At 42.8% G+C, this 17,922-nt stretch carries 19 protein-coding genes; 10 read left to right on the forward strand and 9 right to left on the reverse strand.

All coding sequences use genetic code 11. The features are described 5' to 3' along the window. Positions 1–74: 74 nt before the first annotated feature. The 5 genes from RM553_RS04645 to RM553_RS04665 all read left to right on the forward strand — a co-directional run bounded on the left by RM553_RS04645 (position 75) and on the right by RM553_RS04665 (position 3,970). Positions 75–1,172, forward strand: a complete 1,098-nt coding sequence (locus tag RM553_RS04645) for a hemolysin family protein (RefSeq protein WP_311533783.1) — start codon at positions 75–77, stop codon at positions 1,170–1,172. Next, positions 1,153–1,626, forward strand: a complete 474-nt coding sequence (locus RM553_RS04650) for a methylated-DNA--[protein]-cysteine S-methyltransferase (RefSeq protein ID WP_311533784.1) — start codon at positions 1,153–1,155, stop codon at positions 1,624–1,626. Before RM553_RS04645 ends, RM553_RS04650 begins: the two co-directional genes overlap by 20 nt. 12 nt (positions 1,627–1,638) lie before the next feature. Continuing rightward, the gene (locus tag RM553_RS04655; RefSeq protein WP_311533785.1) at positions 1,639–2,793 is read left to right on the forward strand and encodes a serine hydrolase domain-containing protein; all 1,155 of its coding nucleotides are present in this window, start codon (positions 1,639–1,641) and stop codon (positions 2,791–2,793) included. Further along, entirely contained in the window at positions 2,777–3,487 is a 711-nt protein-coding gene (locus RM553_RS04660) for a 3'-5' exonuclease (protein WP_311533786.1), read from the forward strand. The genes RM553_RS04655 and RM553_RS04660 overlap by 17 nt, the downstream gene beginning before the upstream one ends. Positions 3,488–3,607: 120 nt before the next feature. Beyond that, a complete protein-coding gene (locus RM553_RS04665; RefSeq protein WP_311533787.1) occupies positions 3,608–3,970 on the forward strand; it encodes a DUF6616 family protein in 363 nt (120 codons plus the stop codon). 28 nt (positions 3,971–3,998) lie between these two features. Here the strand turns inward: RM553_RS04665 and RM553_RS04670 are convergent, their stop codons facing one another. The 7 genes from RM553_RS04670 to trhO form a co-directional block, all read right to left on the reverse strand. Continuing rightward, the gene (locus RM553_RS04670) at positions 3,999–4,652 is read right to left on the reverse strand and encodes a CoA transferase subunit B (RefSeq protein ID WP_311533788.1); all 654 of its coding nucleotides are present in this window, start codon (positions 4,650–4,652) and stop codon (positions 3,999–4,001) included. 30 nt (positions 4,653–4,682) lie between these two features. Beyond that, a complete protein-coding gene (locus RM553_RS04675; RefSeq protein ID WP_311533789.1) occupies positions 4,683–5,045 on the reverse strand; it encodes a four helix bundle protein in 363 nt (120 codons plus the stop codon). A gap of 32 nt (positions 5,046–5,077) precedes the next feature. Further along, complete coding sequence (locus tag RM553_RS04680) at positions 5,078–5,773, reverse strand: CoA transferase subunit A (protein WP_311533790.1); 696 nt, start codon at positions 5,771–5,773, stop codon at positions 5,078–5,080. A 107-nt stretch (positions 5,774–5,880) separates the two neighbouring features. Next, complete coding sequence (locus RM553_RS04685; protein WP_311533791.1) at positions 5,881–8,211, reverse strand: penicillin-binding protein 1A; 2,331 nt, start codon at positions 8,209–8,211, stop codon at positions 5,881–5,883. 5 nt (positions 8,212–8,216) lie between these two features. Next, complete coding sequence (locus tag RM553_RS04690; protein WP_311533792.1) at positions 8,217–8,708, reverse strand: gliding motility lipoprotein GldH; 492 nt, start codon at positions 8,706–8,708, stop codon at positions 8,217–8,219. Then, positions 8,701–9,870, reverse strand: a complete 1,170-nt coding sequence (locus RM553_RS04695) for a PSP1 domain-containing protein (protein WP_311533793.1) — start codon at positions 9,868–9,870, stop codon at positions 8,701–8,703. Before RM553_RS04695 ends, RM553_RS04690 begins: the two co-directional genes overlap by 8 nt. A gap of 121 nt (positions 9,871–9,991) precedes the next feature. Further along, entirely contained in the window at positions 9,992–11,023 is a 1,032-nt protein-coding gene (trhO, locus tag RM553_RS04700; RefSeq protein WP_311533794.1) for an oxygen-dependent tRNA uridine(34) hydroxylase TrhO, read from the reverse strand. A 317-nt stretch (positions 11,024–11,340) separates the two neighbouring features. Between trhO and recA the strand changes: the two genes are divergently transcribed. The 4 genes from recA to RM553_RS04720 all read left to right on the forward strand — a co-directional run bounded on the left by recA (position 11,341) and on the right by RM553_RS04720 (position 15,015). Beyond that, positions 11,341–12,354, forward strand: coding sequence for a recombinase RecA (gene recA, locus RM553_RS04705; protein ID WP_311533795.1), 1,014 nt, complete (start codon positions 11,341–11,343; stop codon positions 12,352–12,354). A 104-nt stretch (positions 12,355–12,458) separates the two neighbouring features. Next, positions 12,459–12,980: a hypothetical protein gene (locus RM553_RS04710; protein WP_311533796.1), complete on the forward strand. Its 522-nt coding sequence runs from the start codon at positions 12,459–12,461 to the stop codon at positions 12,978–12,980. 12 nt (positions 12,981–12,992) lie between these two features. Further along, the gene (locus RM553_RS04715; RefSeq protein WP_311533797.1) at positions 12,993–13,535 is read left to right on the forward strand and encodes an RNA polymerase sigma factor; all 543 of its coding nucleotides are present in this window, start codon (positions 12,993–12,995) and stop codon (positions 13,533–13,535) included. Between the two features lie 34 nt (positions 13,536–13,569). Continuing rightward, positions 13,570–15,015 (forward strand): hypothetical protein, encoded by a 1,446-nt coding sequence (locus RM553_RS04720; RefSeq protein WP_311533798.1) that lies wholly within the window; start codon positions 13,570–13,572, stop codon positions 15,013–15,015. On the opposite strand, the gene RM553_RS04725 is transcribed toward RM553_RS04720, so the two are convergent. Continuing rightward, positions 15,012–15,755 carry a lysophospholipid acyltransferase family protein gene (locus tag RM553_RS04725; protein ID WP_311533799.1) on the reverse strand — a complete coding sequence of 248 codons (744 nt, stop codon included), beginning with the start codon at positions 15,753–15,755 and terminating at the stop codon, positions 15,012–15,014. The genes RM553_RS04720 and RM553_RS04725 overlap by 4 nt on opposite strands. A gap of 74 nt (positions 15,756–15,829) precedes the next feature. On the opposite strand from RM553_RS04725, the gene trpS reads away from it, so the two are divergent. After that, positions 15,830–16,798 carry a tryptophan--tRNA ligase gene (gene trpS, locus RM553_RS04730; RefSeq protein WP_311533800.1) on the forward strand — a complete coding sequence of 323 codons (969 nt, stop codon included), beginning with the start codon at positions 15,830–15,832 and terminating at the stop codon, positions 16,796–16,798. Here trpS and dprA read toward each other — a convergent pair. Continuing rightward, positions 16,795–17,895 carry a DNA-processing protein DprA gene (gene dprA / locus RM553_RS04735; RefSeq protein WP_311533801.1) on the reverse strand — a complete coding sequence of 367 codons (1,101 nt, stop codon included), beginning with the start codon at positions 17,893–17,895 and terminating at the stop codon, positions 16,795–16,797. The two genes, trpS and dprA, sit on opposite strands and share 4 nt — an antisense overlap. Between the last annotated feature and the right edge of the window lie 27 nt (positions 17,896–17,922).

A 17,922-nucleotide genomic window follows, 5' to 3' on the forward strand; every position in this document is an offset into this window, starting at 1 on the left:
CATTTTATATTTTATTTGGAAGAATTTGGTGCCAGAATGCCTAAATTAGAGTTTTAAAAACTTCTAAAATTAACATGGGATTACTTCTCACCTTTGCATTCCTGTCCATTTTCTTTTCATTTATGTGTTCTGTCCTGGAAGCCGCATTGCTGAGTTTCACGCCTTCTTATATTAAAATTAAAACGAAGGAAGGTAAAAGTTATGCCCACACCCTTTCCAATTATAAGCAGGATATAGATAAACCCCTTATTGCCATCCTTACCGTGAACACCGTGGCGCATACCGTAGGTGCCATTCTGGTAGGGGTACAGGCTGAAAAAACATACGGGGACGGGAGCAATGCCGTGGGAATTGTTTCTGCAATTATGACCATTGCCATACTTGTACTTTCTGAAATTATTCCCAAAACCATAGGCGCCACCTACTGGAAATCCCTGGGGAATTTTACGGCCAAAACCCTGAAAATTATGATTTTTCCGCTGAAATACACCGGGGTTCTATGGCTTATGATGCTCACCACCCGGTTAATCGGCAAATCTGCCCATGTACATTCCATGAGCAAGGAAGAATTTGCCGCAATAACTGATGCCGCCAAAGAAGAAGGCGTTTTTGAAGAAAGTGAAACCACCGTGATCAAAAACCTGCTCGTATTTAAATCGGTTAAGGCGAAAGATGTGATGACGCCATTTTCGGTAGCGGTTACCGAAGATGAAACCACTACCATTGAAGCTTTTCATAACAACCATAAGAATTTAAAGTTTTCCCGTATCCCTGTTTACAGGGAAAAATCGAATAATATTACCGGGTTTATCCTGAAAGATGATGTGCTGGAAGAAATGATAGACGAAAAAGGCCCGGAACCCCTGAGCAGCTTAAAAAGGGAAATATCAGTAACCGATGCCACCACTCCAATACCGGAATTATTTGAAATATTTGTCCAGAAAAGGACCCATATTTCTATGGTTGTAGACGAATATGGGAATACCGTTGGCCTGGTGACTATGGAGGATATTATAGAAACACTGCTGGGGCTTGAAATTATGGACGAGAGTGATAATATTGAAGATATGCAGGTGCTGGCCAGGAAGAACTGGGAAAAGCGCGCAAAAAGGCTGGGCCTCATGCAACAGAAATCTCAGGAAAAGAACAAAGATGAAAATGGCAATTCTTAATACCCCTGTTGGTTTAGCTGAAATTAAAGGAGATGAAAACGGTATTTCAGAAATTAAAATTATTGAGAAACAAAAAGAACTGAGTTCCAATATTCCTGAAGTACTATTGCCTGCAATTCTTCAGCTAAATGAATATTTTGAGGGGAAACGCAAAAAATTCAACCTTAAATTGAATCCTTCCGGAACCAATTTTCAGAAGAAAGTATGGAAAGCCTTACAGGAAATCCCGTATGGCAAAACCCTTTCTTACCTGGAATTATCAAAACAACTTGGCGATATAAAAGCCATCCGGGCGGTAGCTTCAGCAAACGGCAAAAATCCGCTCTGGATTGTGATTCCCTGCCACAGGGTAATTGGCAGCGACGGTTCTTTAACCGGATACGCCGGTGGGGTTCAACGAAAAAAATGGCTGCTGGAACATGAAAATCCGCCTGTACAACAATCCCTATTTTAGAAGTTTAGGAAGATGAAAAAGTTGCTTAAAATAGCAGGATTTGTTGTGGCATTTATTCTTGTCGCGGTATTGCTTCTTCATTTTCTGGGTTACGATTATTTGCTCCGCGGAATCCAGGTTACCTATCTCCAGGGCCATAAAACCGCTTATATAGATGATTATCCTGAATTTGAAAACCGCACAATTTTCGCATCCGATGAACCTCAAGCCTGGCCAGAACATCGCAATTACAATGAAGTTGAAGCCACTGAAGAATTGGAAGAATTGAATGAAGAACTCGGTACGGCCGCTTTTCTTATCATTAAAAACGACAGCATCTGGTTTGAAAAATATTACCAGGATTACGGACCCGCTTCCAAAACAAATTCCTTTTCCATGGCCAAGAGCATTGTTTCAGCTTTGCTGGGAAAAGCGATCATGGAGGGTTATATAAAAAGCCTTTCCCAGCCGGTATCAGACTTCTTTCCGCAGTTTGATTCCTCTTTAAAAGTAGGAGACCTGGCTTCTATGGCTTCCGGCTTAAACTGGAAAGAAGATTATTACAATCCCTTTGGAATGACAGCAAGGGCTTATTTTGATGATAACATACGCGAACTGGTGCTGGACCTTAAGGTGGTGGAGCAACCGGGGGAAGAGTTTAAATACCTCAGCGGCAACATTCAGCTTTTGGGAATGGTTATAGAAAAAGCCACAAAGTTGCCGCTTTCTGAATATCTTAGCCAGAGCTTCTGGAAACCCATGGGAATGAAAGATGATGCTTTATGGCAGCTGGATAGCCGGGAAAGCGGGATGGAAAAAGCTTACTGCTGCATCGCTTCCAACGCCTGCGATTTTGCGAAATTCGGTAAGCTTTATGAGCACCGCGGGAAGTGGAACGGAAAGCAGGTCCTGGATTCCGGGTTTGTAGCGAAATCTATCCGGCCCAGGTTTAAGGAAAGTCCGCAATACGGTTACGGTTTCTGGCTAAGCAATTACCGGAACAAGGAAATTTTTTACATGCGCGGCATACGCGGGCAATATGTAATTGTTATTCCTGAAGACAAACTCATTATTGTTCGCCTGGGGCAGGACCTTATCAGAAAAGAAGAAGGAGCAGTACATTCTCCCGATTTCTTTATGTATATTGATGAAGCATACAAAATGCTGAATCGTGCTGGAAAAAATTAACCTGGAACATATTCTTTTCCTGGACATAGAAACTGTCCCTGAAGAAGAGTCTTTCCCAGACCTGCCGGAAGAGAAGCAATTACTTTGGGAAGAAAAAACCCGCTACCAGCGTAAAGAGGAATTTACCGCAGAAGAATTTTATGAACGGGCGGGGATTTGGGCAGAATTTGGAAAAATTATCTGCATTTCCGTAGGGCATTTTAGGTTTAAAGAAGGCAGGAGAAGCTTCAGGACCACCACTTTTTATGGAGAGGAGAAACAACTGCTTCAGGAATTTTCAGCATTACTAAATTCTCACTTTAATAAGCCGGAGCATCTTTTGTGTGCCCATAATGGCAAAGAATTCGACTTTCCTTATATCGCCAGGAGAATGATTATAAATGATGTTGCTTTACCTCCAAAGCTGCACCTTTCCGGGAAAAAACCCTGGGAAGTGATGCATCTGGATACGATGGAGCTGTGGAAATTTGGCGACTATAAACATTACACTTCACTAAAACTGTTAACCAGCATCCTCGGAATTCCCAGCCCAAAAGACGATATAAATGGAAAACAGGTTAGAAAATGCTATTACCAGAATGAAATGCCGCGGATTATTACTTATTGTGAAAAAGATGTGATTGCCATCGCGCAGATCGTCCTTAAATTCCGCCGGGAAAAATTACTTTCTCCTGAAGAGGTCACAAAGGTATAAGCCCCTTACATTTAGCCAAATATTAAGATTAAAACGCCATAGGTTTGCTACCTTTAAGGGAGAAGGCGGGCCAGTTTGTGCTCTCTTTTGAAATAAATGTGTAATTAAAAAACATCAATTATGTACCTATACATTGAATTATGGAATGTTACCAAGGAATGGATGAAACTTTCTAAAGAAGAAAGGCGCGCTTACTTTGAGAAAGTAGGAGCGGGCATCCAGGAATTAAGTAAGGCCGGAGTTGAGAACGTGGGCTGGGCTTTAAATGATGAGCACACTCCGTACCGCAGCGACTACCGGTACATGGCGGTGTGGAAAATGCCTTCCCTGGAATACGTGGAAAAACTGGAAAAAGCGGTGGCAGATGCCGGATGGCACGATTATTTTAACCAGGTAAATGCCAGAGGGCAAATTGTTCCGCTTAATGAAGCCATTGAATTCCTTACTAATCTTGAGTCACATTCCACAGGAATTGATGGATAAGATTTTTACGGAAGAACTTTTTTAAAATTTACAGTTGCATTTCAGGAATTTCCCCTTCTGTGATTAGCTTGCCTTCTGTGGCTTTTTTTATTTCTTCCACTGAAACCCCCGGTGCTCTTTCCAGAAGTTTAAATCCTTCTTTAGTGACTTCTAGAACGGCAAGGTTGGTAACAATTTTGGTAACGCAGCCCACCCCGGTAAGCGGCAGCGTGCAGCGTCTTAGCAACTTTGATTCTCCCGCCCTGTTGGTATGCATCATGGCCACAATAATATTTTCTGCGGAAGCCACCAAATCCATGGCGCCGCCCATACCTTTTACCATTTTCCCGGGAATTTTCCAGTTAGCGATGTCTCCATTTTCAGCTACTTCCATAGCACCAAGAATAGTCAAATCTACATGCTGGCCGCGAATCATCCCAAAGCTCATGGCCGAATCGAAAAAGCTTGCTCCGGGCAAGGCCGTAATGGTTTGTTTTCCTGCATTAATAAGATCGGCATCCTCGGTTCCTTTAACAGGAAAAGGGCCCATTCCTAAGATTCCATTTTCGCTTTGGAATTCCACCTCAATATCATCCCGTACAAAATTAGCTACCAGTGTAGGAATGCCAATTCCGAGGTTTACATAATATCCGTCCTTAACTTCTTTTGCTATACGTTGCGCTATGCCTTCTTTGTTTAACATCTTTTTCTAATTAGGAGATTTGAAAATGTGTCAATTTGCTGATTTCTTTTTACTACTTGAAATTATTTTCGATAGAATGAGAGTAATAGATTTTAACTGATCAAACAGTAACTGGCTTGGTCTAGAATAATATTCAGATTTTTCGCAGAGCAGCAGCCAGTACAAAACTTCATCAGCTTCTTTTGCGGCTATTTTGCACTTATGAATAAAATCTGCCCTACTTTCAGCATTTTGCGCTTCATGTACATTAGCACCAATAGAAGTTCCACTTCTAAAGATTTGAGAAGCCATTTCATATTTTTTATGTTCTCTCAACTTTTCGGAAAATGCAATTATTCCCAAAGAGAACTCGAAACTTAACTTCAAAATAAGATTTTCCTTAGCAGGATTCATCTTCACATTAACACATTAATTAATCTTCAAATTTATAAACGTACCGTTCTCTTCTCTATCCTCTTCTCATATTTCTCTCCCTGAAAAATACGCTGCACGAAAATCCCCGGAATATGGATCTGGTTAGGGTCAAGTTCTCCTGGTTCTACCAGTTCTTCCACTTCAGCAACGGTGATTGTTGCCGCCCCACACATAAGCGGATTGAAATTTCTTGCAGTTCCTTTAAAGATTAAATTTCCGGCTTTATCGCCCTTCCAGGCTTTCACAAATGAAAAATCTGCTTTAAAGGCTTCTTCCAGAACGTAATGTTTACCATCAAATTCACGGGTTTCCTTTCCTTCAGCTACCTCGGTTCCGTAGCCTGCGGGAGTGTAAATTGCGGGATAGCCCTGTTGTGCGGCCTGGCACCTGCCGGCCAGTGTTCCCTGCGGAATAAGCTCTACTTCAAGCTCTCCGCTAAGCATTTGCCTTTCAAATTCAGCATTCTCCCCAACATAGGAAGACACCATTTTGTCAATTTGCTTTTTATGAAGGAGAAGTCCGAGGCCAAAATCGTCCACCCCGGCATTGTTGGAAATACAGGTAAGGTTTTTAACATTCAGGCGCACCAGTTCAGAAATGGCATTTTCAGGAATTCCGCTAAGGCCAAAGCCGCCAAGCATAAATGTCATTCCATCTTCAACTCCCTTCAGCGCTTCCTGTACATTATCTACAGTTTTTCGAATCATTTCAGAAAATTTATTCTGAAAAATACAAAAATAAAAGAGCTGTTACAACGTCTAAAGCGGTGTGAATTAAATTTTATACAAAAAGGTAGCCCGGAAAATGAATTATTCTAAAAATCCAGCTCGTCTGGCACCGTAGTATCCGTGTTTTCTGTTTTACCGTATTCGGCGCAATTTACTTCAATAGAAAGATTTTCAGGTCGCTCAAATTCTTCTTTGGAAACCTTTAGCTCATCATTGGCATAGACCTTTTTCATATACATTCCCCAAATTGGAAGAGCCATGGTGGCTCCCTGGCCATAAGTAATACCAGGAAAATGAACAGATCGATCCTCGGCCCCAACCCAAACCCCGGTGGCAAGGTCGGGCACCATTCCCATAAACCAGCCGTCACTCTGGTTTTGCGTGGTACCGGTTTTCCCGGCAATAGGATTTTTAAAATCGTAAGGATAGCCGGTTACCGCACGTTTATAATGATCGAGATTAGCAGCGTAAGTTCCCCTAAGCCTAACCCCTGAACCAGATTGGGTAACACCCTCCATTAATTTAATGGTTACGTAAGCGGCTTCCTTGCTCAAAACATCCCGGGTTTGCGGCACATTTTGATAAAGCACCGTGCCGTTTTTATCTTCAATCCTGGTAACGATCACCGGCTTTACATAAACCCCTTCATTGGCGAAAGTGCTGTAGGCCGAAACCATTTCAAAAAGGCTTAAATCTGCTGTTCCCAATGCAATAGAAGGCACGGCAGGAATATTTCTCGTATCTATGCCCAATTTATCGATAAGATCAATTACCGGGCGCGGACCGGTTCTATCGATAAGCCTTGCGGTAACCGTATTTACTGAATTAGCAAGCGCATCTTTAAGCGTCATCATACCCACGTAACTATCTGGATCATCACCGGCATTTCTAGGAGACCAGTCTTCCAGAAGCCCATATTTTCCAGCTTCAATGGTAAAGCGGTTTTTTGGAAGCGTATCGCAGGGAGACATTTTTAGCTGATCTATGGCCGTTGCGTAGACAAACGGTTTAAAAGTAGAACCTACCTGGCGTTTCCCCTGTTTTACGTGATCGTACTTAAAATGTTTAAAATCTGTACCGCCCACCCAGGCTTTTACTTCCCCGGTTTGAGGACGCATAGACATCATTCCCGCCTGCAGGTAGGATTTATAATACAGGATAGAATCCCGTGGCGTCATTACCGTATCTTTGGTATGTTTTGGGCTGGTCCAGCTAAACACCCGCATTTCCCGTTCCTTATCGAAAGAAGCGCGGATTTTCTCTTCAGACATGTCTTTGGCCTTCATTTGCCTCCAGCGATCGGAGCGTCTCATGGCGCTTTCCACAATCTGGTCTACTTCACTCTTTTCCACATCCCGGAATGGTGCAGTAGGATTGTTCCTGTTCTGCCGTGCAAATTCCTTCTGAAGGTGTGCAATATGTTGCTCCACCGCTTCTTCAGCATACTCCTGCATTTTGGAATCGATACTGGTATAAACTTTTAAACCGTCGCGGTAAATATTGTATTCTGAACCATCCGGCTTTGGGTTTTTATCTATCCATTCCCCTAAAAATTTCTGCACATAAGCCCGGAAATAAGTAGCCATGCCTTCATCGTGGCCTTCAGGAGAAAAATCGAGTTTTAAGGGAAGGGACTGCAGGGAATCTTTTTCAGAAGGCGTTAAATAACCATTTTTTTCCATCTGCTTCAACACCTGATTTCTTCGGGTTAAAGCATTGTCTTTAAATTCTTCTTTGGCAGGATTGTACAATATCGGGTTCTTAAGCATGGCAACAAGAACAGCAGCTTCTTCGGTTTTAAGCTCTTTCGGCTCTTTTCCGAAGTAAATGCGCGAAGCAGAACGAATACCAACCGCCTGATACAGGAAGTCATATTTATTAAGATACATGGTGATAATCTCCTGTTTGGTGTACTGCCTTTCCAGTCTCACCGCAATCACCCATTCTTTCATTTTCTGAAAAACCCTTTCAATTTTACTATCAGGCACATCAGAAAAAAGAAGTTTTGATAATTGCTGTGTAATGGTACTCGCGCCACCTTTAGATCCCAGGTAAGCGACAGCCCTTAAAGTGCCGCGGGCATCAATCCCGGAATGGTGGTAATAGCGTTCATCTTCTGTCGCCACCAGCGCCTGCACCAGGTTCTCCGGCAAATCATCATATTTTACGGGAGTACGGTTTTCGTTATAGTATTTTCCCAGGGTTTTCCCATCGGAAGAAAAAACTTCTGTGGCCAGGTTGGTCTCCGGATTTTCCAGTTCTTCAAAGGTGGGCATTTTTCCAAAGGCTCCCCAACCTGCCATTAAGAAAAGGATTACTACCACTAATAAGCCTATTCCAAAAACGGTCCAGAAACCAATAATATATTTACGCTTACTTTGCCTGGGTTTAGTTTGCTTTTTACGAGATTCAGCCATTTGCTCTAATTGTTCTGTGTAGTTTTTTCTATTCTGAAACCAACATCGGTGATTCCTTCTAAATTTTCTATGCCATCAACTTCGCCATTTTTTCTCATGGCCTGTTTTATACGGACTTCATATTCGCCGGGTTCAGGAAAGCTTACATTTTCCTTATACCAGAGTTTGCTTTCCTTTACGTCACCAAAACCCGTACCAAGCCAGGTACCATCAGGCGCAGCCATCTCATATTCCAGCGTATCGCTAATCACCTTCCCATGCGGAAACTGAATTTGCGTAATCAGGAAAAGATTGCTGTACTTATAATCACTGTTATTCCTGATATTTATAAATAAGTTATAAGCTTCAAGGCTATCCAGCTCCTGAAATTTAAACGTAACGATAGAATCTTTATTCCATGTGGAAACTGATTTATATTCGTCAAATACACGATCTGAATCACAGGATTGTATTCCTAAACCAGTAATCAACACTAGTAAAAAAAAGGCCTTATGCATTTTTTGAAGGTTTTCCTCTCCTCTTTTTTCTCTTCTTATTTCTTTTTTTTCCCTGGGAACCTTTTGGTTTATCAAACCTGGTAAGACTATCCTGCCCAACTACGTTGTTAAAATCAGGTTTTTTGGTTTCTTCCATCTGCAGCACCGCCTCAAATTCTTCAAGGCTGCCTACAGGTTCTTTTTTCTTATTGGATGCGATGATCTTGTTGGCCTGCTCTGCAGTGAGTTTATGCCAGTTCATCCATTCTCCTTCATAAGCGTACCAAAGCACTCCCTGGAAAATGTCGATTTTCTGGCATACCGCAGTTCCTTTTTTGGTGTACAGTTTAGTATCTGTCCGTGGGAAAGATTTTAAGGCTTCAAGATAGGTGTCCAGTTCATAATTAAGGCAACATTTAAGTTTTCCGCATTGTCCCGCAAGCTTCTGCGGATTTAGGGAAAGCTGCTGGTACCTGGCCGCTGAAGTGCTTACCGATCTAAAATCTGTAAGCCAGGTAGAACAGCAAAGTTCCCTTCCGCAGGAACCAATACCGCCCAGCCTGGAGGCTTCCTGGCGCAATCCTATCTGCCGCATTTCAATTCGTGTATTGAATTCGCGTGCAAATTCTTTGATGAGTTCCCTGAAGTCTACGCGATCATCGGCAGTATAATAAAAAGTTGCTTTTGAAGCGTCTCCCTGAAATTCGATATCGCTAATTTTCATGCTAAGGTTTAGCCTGATGGCGATTTCCCGGGCACGCACCTTCATCTTTTCTTCTCTGTCCCTTGCCTCCTGCCACACATCTATATCTCTCTGGGAAGCTTTGCGGTAAACTTTTAAAACTTCTTCGCTATTTGGAGAAACCTTCTTTTTTCTCATCTGCACCCTCACCAGTTCCCCGGCAAGGCTCACTATGCCCACATCGTGCCCGGGGCTGGCCTCTGTGGCCACCACGTCTCCTATGCTGAGGCTAAGGTTTTCTGGATTTCGGAAAAAATGCTTCCTCCCGTTCTTAAAACGCACCTCTACAAAATTAAAAGGTTCTGTGCCGTTGGGAAGAGACATATTGGAGAGCCAGTCGAAAACAGTGAGTTTATTACAACCGTCTGTTCCACAGGTTCCGTTATTTTTACATCCTTTTGGCTGACCGTCTTTGCCGGTCGAGCAACTAGTGCAAGCCATAAACTATATATATGTTGAAACTCCTGCAAGGGCAGCTGCCTTGCGGAGTTTTTGGGTTCATAAAAAAATCTACCGTAAAGATACCAATATTAATTGGCACTACGTTTTATAGAACGGGAAGTTAGACTTTATATTTTAAAACTTCGGAACGTCCTTTTTTGAAAATCTTATTGCTGTTGCCTTTGCCTTTTCTAAGCGCCTTCTGCTCTTCAAATGGTAAGGAATTGATTTTCATACACTCTTCAGAACAGCAATTATTCATCTCCATTGCGCATTCTTCACATTGGATAAACAGCAAATGGCAGGCTTCGTTTGCACAATTTACATGGGTATCGCAGGCTTTTCCGCATTGGTGGCAATGGGCGATAACATCTTCTGAAATCCGCTCGGAGCGGCGATGGTCAAAAACAAAGTTCTTGCCTAAAAACTTATTTTCAAGATTCTGCTTTTCCACCTGCCGGGCATATTCTATTATCCCGCCTTCCAGCTGAAAAACCTTCTTAAAACCTTTATGTTTATAATATGCGCTGGCCTTTTCGCAGCGAATGCCACCGGTACAGTACATTACCAGGTTCTTGTCTTCTTTATAATCTTTTAAATCTTCTTCAATTATTGGAAGGGAGTCCCTGAAGGTATCCACATCTGGCGTAATGGCGCCTTTAAAATGGCCAATTTCGCTCTCATAGTGGTTGCGCATATCCACGAGCACGGTATCTGGATCGTCCAGCAGGGCATTGAATTTTTCAGCGTCTACGTGAATGCCACGGTTGGTGACATCAAAACTGGCATCGTTCAAACCGTCGGCCACAATTTTCTTGCGCACCTTTACCTTCAGCTTTAAAAATGCTTTGGCATCATGCTCTATAGCGATGTTCAGCCTTACATTTTCAAGAAAATAAATTTCATCAATAAATTTTTTAAAGACATCAAAGTTCTTGGCGGGGACAGATAACTGGGCGTTAATTCCCTCATGTGCCACATAAATCCTCCCGAGCACATCCATCTGGTCCCAGGCTAAAAACAAATGGTTTCTGAATAATTGGGGATTGCCAATTTTCGCGTAGGCGTAGAAAGAGAGCGTTAACCGGTCTTCCCCGGCTTCTTCTATTAAAGCTTCCCTTTCTTTAGCGCTTAATTTATTGTACAGTTGCATGCTATACCAATTTAAGAGTTAAAGAAATTTGCGCAAAGATAGGAAAAAGATCTACAGCCTGCCAACAGGGAACAACAGCCTGAAAGAGCCAGGGCCTCAAGAAAAAAGAACCTCACGTGTTTTGCCAAAGCAAAGGAACAGGCGCTTAAGGTTGGATGCCGTAAATAATGCCCATATTAAAACTATTTAAATACCAAAAAACTGATATATTAAAACCTTGCAGCACAAATAATAAACCATGTACTCTTTCGCATCATAAAATTGTGATGCAGCAAAACTTATAGTATTTTAGCAGCACTTAAAAAAGAAAGAAAACCATGAGCAACGATAAAGAAAAAGAGGCCAAGTTAAAAGCCCTGAAACTTACCCTGGATAAAATGGATAAGACCTATGGTAAGGGCACTGTTATGAAGATGAGCGACCAGGCCATTGTAGATGTGGAGGCTATTTCTACCGGATCCCTTGGCCTGGACCTGGCTTTAGGGGTTGGAGGTTACCCCAGAGGAAGGGTAATAGAAATTTACGGCCCGGAATCTTCAGGTAAAACAACCCTTACCCTTCATGCGATTGCTGAAGCGCAGAAGTCTGGCGGAATTGCCGCTTTTATTGATGCGGAACATGCTTTTGACCGCTTCTATGCCGAAAAATTAAATGTAGATATAGAAAACCTTATTATTTCCCAGCCCGATAACGGGGAGCAGGCATTGGAAATAGCTGATAACCTCATCCGCTCCGGCGCGATTGATATTATAGTGATAGATTCTGTTGCGGCGCTTACCCCAAAGAGCGAGATTGAAGGGGAAATGGGGGATTCCAAAATGGGGCTTCATGCGCGTTTAATGTCCCAGGCCCTGAGAAAACTTACTTCTTCCATTAGCAAAACCAATTGTACGGTAATTTTTATTAACCAGTTAAGGGAGAAAATTGGGGTAATGTTTGGAAATCCCGAAACCACTACCGGTGGTAATGCCCTAAAATTTTATGCTTCGGTAAGGCTGGATATTAGAAGGTCTACCCAGATTAAAGATAGCAATAGTAATGTGATGGGTAACAAAACCCGCGTAAAAGTGGTAAAGAATAAGGTAGCCCCGCCCTTTAAAACTGCCGAATTCGATATTATGTACGGCGAAGGCGTTTCCAAAATTGGGGAAATAATCGATATAGGCGTAGATTATGAGATCATCAAAAAAAGCGGTTCATGGTTTAGTTATGAAGACACCAAATTAGGCCAGGGCCGGGATGCCGTAAAAACCATCCTGAAAGACAATCCCGACCTCATGGACGAGCTGGAAACCAAAATTAAGGAGGCGATTAAAGTCGCCAACGAATAACTCCAAATTAAAATCCCTTTTTTAAGGGATTTTTTTTGCTCCCTACGCAACCTTTACGGCCTCTGTGCATCTTATGGGTGTAAACTTTAAATTAAAAAATAAAAATGAAAAAACTTAGTTTATTATTAGTCTTAGCCTTAACGCTTGTAAGCTGTAATGATGATGACGGTGAAAACATTGATTTTAGCTTTGCTGAAATTACAGGGGAAGACCTTCCCGAGTATTTCGAGCTTGGAGAAGAATATGAAATTAATGTCACTTATGAACTTCCAGATGCCTGCCATACGTTTTATGGATTTAACGGGCAGAATTTCAGGGATGAGGATGACGAAACAGTTTATGTTTATGAGATTGTTGCCAACACTTCTTATGACCCAAATGAAACAGATTGTGATGGAGAAGGTGCAGATTTAACTGAAACAAAAACACTTGCTTCGGCATTTAAGTTAGGCCCTTCATTTCAGTATGAAACTGTACGCTTTAAATTCTTAACCGGAGTTTCTGAGACAAACCCAAATGAAGGAGAATACATGACCGTTGATGTACCTGTTGGCGCTCCTGATGATGATGGCGAAGACACCGGGGACGACACAGAAGACGACACCAGCGAAGAAAGCAGTAACTAATAACCAGATTTAGTGAGTCTAAAAAAGCTCATAAAAAACTGCAAAAAACAGGATATTAAGGCACAGGAAGCGCTTTACCGGATTTATGCCGATAAGCTCTTTGGCCTGTGCCTTAAATATTCTTCAAATTACCATGAAGCCGAAGACAACCTTCAGGATGGCTTCCTTACCATTTTTGAAAAAATAAGCCAGTATAAGAACAAAGGCTCTTTTGAAGGCTGGATGAAACGTGTGGTTATTAATACCGCGCTGCAAAAACACAGAAAAACAAAATTCTTACAAATCATCAACGAAAACCAGATAGAAGAACCCGAAGCGGAAGTTGATGATGAGCGCCTAGACCAAAATTTCCTTTTACAAACCGTCCAGGAATTACCAGATCGTTACCGGCAGGTTTTTAACCTGTATGCGCTGGATGGTTATTCCCACAAAGAAATTGCCGAAATGCTCGAAATCTCTGTGGGCACCTCAAAATCTAATCTGGCGCGGGCCAGGAATATCCTAAAGGAAAAAATTGAAAATCATCAAAACAACAATTCCGTGCAATCCCTATGACGGCTAAAGCATACGTCGTCGCAAATTGATGAAGATGAAAGAACGAAAAAACATAGACCGGCTTTACCAGGAGAAGTTCAAAGATTTTGAAGCTGCTCCCAGGGAAGAAGTTTGGCAAAATATTTCTGCCAAACTTAAAAAGAAGGAGGAAAAAAAGCCTCTTATCATTCCTTTCTGGTACCGGCTTGGGGGAATAGCCGCTGCGCTTGCCGTTATCCTTGGCCTTACCTATTTCCTTAACAAAAATAACATCCCTGGTACAGACACAGAAGTGGTTTTTGAAATTGACGAATCTGCCCGGCCCACCATCAATGTTCCTGAAAACATTCCCACCCTTCAAAAAGCCGCGCAACTTTTAGATTCGGTTAAAATAGAAAGCAAACAGAATATTCCAAATTCACAAATTGCGGGCAATTCCCCGGGTGTTTCCCGCGGAAAAGCTTCAGCTTCAGGACAGCAAATTGCTGCTTCCAAAAAAGCCATTCAAACTACACAAAACAGCGATCGCATTGCTTCTGAAAACAACACGCATAAAACTTCAGGAGAAAAAAATAATTCCAGCCCAAAATCTGCCATAGAAAATTCTCCAGCTATCGCTGCAGGCGAGCCTAAAGAACCCGAAGCCGCCAAAGCATCTGCTTCAGAAAAAACAACAAAAGAGAATAGCATGGAAGAAGTTAATCCTAACGCCCTTGCCGAAATCGCCGGTAAAAAGAACAGCGAAGAGGTGTCTGTCCCGGAGGCCCAAAAAGGAAAGGTAAGGTTAAGCACCTTTGCGGCCCCCATTTTCTATGATAACCTTGGCAAGGGCAATGCTATTTCGCCTGAATTTAAAGACAACAATTCCCAGGCGAGGGTAACCGTGGCTTACGGGCTTAATTTGGCCTACCCCATCAGCAAGAAATTAAGCGTCCGCACCGGTGTGAGCAAAGTGAACATTAGTTACGATATCGAGGAGATTGCTTACGGCCCTTCGGCATTTGCGGGAAGCATTGAAAGTATAAACTACCATACCAACAACAATGTACAGGTGCAGGACGAGAGCCCCGCGATAAGAATTCCCAATTCGGGGGGGCAGTTTTCAGAATTCAGTAATAATTCCGGCATTTCCCCGGCTTATGTATCCGGAGAAATCAATCAGCAATACGGCTTTATTGAAGTTCCCCTGGAAATTGAATACGCCCTTATCGATAGGAAATTCGACCTGAACATTATTGGGGGTGGCAGCAGCCTGTTCCTGGATCAGAATTCGGTTAGTATAACGGCCAATAACCAGCGCACCGAGCTGGGAGAGGCAAATAACATCAATAACGTGAGCTTTAGCACCAATATTGGCCTGGGGATGGGCTACGAATTCCTGCCCGATTTCAGGCTGAATGTGGAACCTATTTTTAAATACCAGCTCAATACCTTTAAAGGAACAGATGGAGTGCAGCCGTTCTTCTTCGGAATTTATTCCGGGTTCAGCTATAAATTTTAATGAATGGAAGGATCTTGTAGTTCCTGCAGAATAATTTCCCTTGTGGCTTCCTTCAATGCTTTTTTATCTGAAATGTTTTTTCCTTTTGTGGGTAAAAAATGATGAATTTTCACCCGCAGTTTTCCCGGCCCTCCACTGAAGAATTTATAGGAAAACCTCTTTTTACAGTCGTGAAATGTCATAGGTACAACAGGAATCTGGTGCTCAATTGCCAGTCTAAAGGCACCATCTTTAAACTGGTCCAGAAGGATATTTTGATCATCGGGCACCCCGCCTTCCGGAAAAATACAGATGCTGTTGCCCTGCTTTAACCTGCGCTGGGCTTCATTAAAAGCTCCCTGCCTGCTTCGCTGGCTTTTACGATCTACCAGAATAGAGGTTTTCCGGTAGAAATGCCCAAAGAGCGGAATCCTGGCCAGTTCCATCTTTCCAATAAAAATAAACGGATGCCTGTTAACGGCCAGCATTAACATGATATCTACAATAGAAGTATGATTGGCCACAATCATATAGCTTTTTCCCTTTTGCATTTTTTCAGCAGATTTCACTTTGGGATAGAAGCCCATTCCGTAAAGGATGCATTTTGCCCAAATTCGGGCGCAAATATAGAATTGAGGGTAAAACCGTTCAGCAGAAGCAACTACAAGAAGCACCGGTAACATTACCAAAATGGGCAATCCCAATAAGATGTAAAACCAGATGCGCCATAATAATATGAACAGCTTTTTGAGTGTACCCATAGAAACCAAAAGTACTAAAATGAGTCGACTGAATTCTACAAAAAGGCTAACTTTGTAAAAAATTGAAAAAGTAAATGTCCAGAATACTTACAGGAGTACAAAGCACGGGAACACCACATTTGGGAAATTTATTGGGCGCTATTCTGCCTGCCGTGAAAATGGCCAACATGCCCGGGAACGATTCGTTTATTTTTATTGCAGACATGCATTCCCTCACCCAGATAAAAGATGCCGAAACCTTAAGAAACAACACCTACTCTGTAGCCGCCACCTGGCTGGCGTGCGGACTGGACATAGAAAAAAGCGTTTTTTACCGCCAGAGCGATATCCCGCAAGTAACCGAACTTACCTGGTATTTAAGCTGTTATTTCCCGTACCAGCGCTTAACACTTGCACATTCTTTTAAAGATAAGGCCGACCGGCTGGAAGATGTAAACGCTGGGCTTTTTAACTATCCTTTGCTGATGGCCGCCGATATTCTGCTTTATGATGCCGAAATTGTACCGGTGGGAAAAGACCAGCTGCAACACCTGGAAATTACCCGGGATGTCGCTTCCCGCATCCACGCCAAAGTGGGAGAAATCTTTGTTCTGCCCGAAGCCAAAGTGGAGAAGAGCACCATGTACGTACCGGGAACCGATGGGGAGAAAATGAGCAAATCCAAAGGAAATTTTATCAATATTTTTCAGCCGGATAAAAAGCTGAGAAAGCAGGTGATGGGAATCCAAACCGATAGCACGCCTTTGGAAGAGCCAAAGAACCCTGATACCTGCAATGTATTTGGCCTTTACCAACTTGTAGCGAGCGAAGCTGAGGTTGCCGAAATGCGTCAAAATTACGAAGGCGGGAACTACGGTTACGGCCATGCCAAGCAGGCTCTGTTTGAAGTGCTAAAGGATAAATTCAGCGAAACAAGAGAAAAATATGATTATTATATGAACAACCTGCCGGAGCTGGACAAGGCCCTGAGCCATGGCGCTGAAAAAGCCTCGGATGTTGCAAATACAGTTCTTAAAAGGGTGAGGGAGAAAATGGGGTACTAGACAAGTTCAAACAACTTCCCCGGCAATGGCCTTATAAGGCCTTTAAGCTCCATATTCAGCAATACCGAAGCAGCTTTAAAAGTGGGATATTTGCAATTTAGCGCGATAAGGTCAAGTTCGGCCTTACCCATATTTTGAAGGTATTCTGCTATAATTTCTTCTTCGGGTTCCAGTGATACAAACAGCTGTTTTTGAACTGCTCTTTCTGTAGAGGGAAGCTCCCAGTTTAAAATATACACAAGGTCTGCCGCTGAAGTAAGCACATGTGCGTTTTGGGACTTGATAAGGTCATTACAGCCTTTGCTGTAAATATCGCCGGGGCGCCCCGGTACTGCGAATACTTCCCTGTTGTAGGAGTTCGCAAGATCTGCAGTAACCAGCGAGCCGCCTTTTTCCGCGCTTTCAATAACTATTGTGGCTTCGCTAAGGCCGGCAATAATCCTGTTGCGTTTCAGGAAGTTGTTCCTGTCGAATTTATCGGTGCTCCAGAAATCGGTAAAAAAACCTCCATTTTCTTCTATTCCGGCCATATATTTACGGTGCGCTTTAGGATAGATTTGATTAAGCCCGTGCGCAAGGCATCCTACGGTTTGCAGCCCGTGTTTTACCGCAGCGCGCTGAGCGGTAATATCTACCCCGTATGCAAAACCCGAGACAATAACAGGATCCAGTGGAGCAAGCCCGGCGATAAGCTCTTCACAAAACGCCGCCCCATGGCCGGTAATATTCCTGGTGCCCACTATACTTATGAGCTTTTTCTTCTGTAAATTAATGTTCCCGCGGTAGAAAAGCAGCAGTGGGCCGTCAAAACAATGCTTCAATTTTTCAGGATAGTCCTGATCCCGAAAATATGCCACACCAATCCCGTTCTTTTCAATAAACTTCAGTTCTTCCTCCGCGGCTTTTAAATGCGCTGTATGCTGTAAATTGGCAATCCTGGTTTTTCCAATACCGTTAAGCTTCAGCAAATTCTGCTTTTTTTCCCGAAAAACAGCTTCCGCAGAACCGCAGTGCCTGATAAGCTTTCTGGCCGTGCTATCCCCCAGGTTCGGAACATGTTGCAGGGCCAGCGCATAGAGTAGTTCGGGTAAATTCATCTACTAAAATTACACAAAAAAAGATTT

It is taken from the genome of Autumnicola tepida (genome assembly GCF_031846485.1).
Lineage (GTDB): Bacteria > Bacteroidota > Bacteroidia > Flavobacteriales > Flavobacteriaceae > Autumnicola > Autumnicola tepida.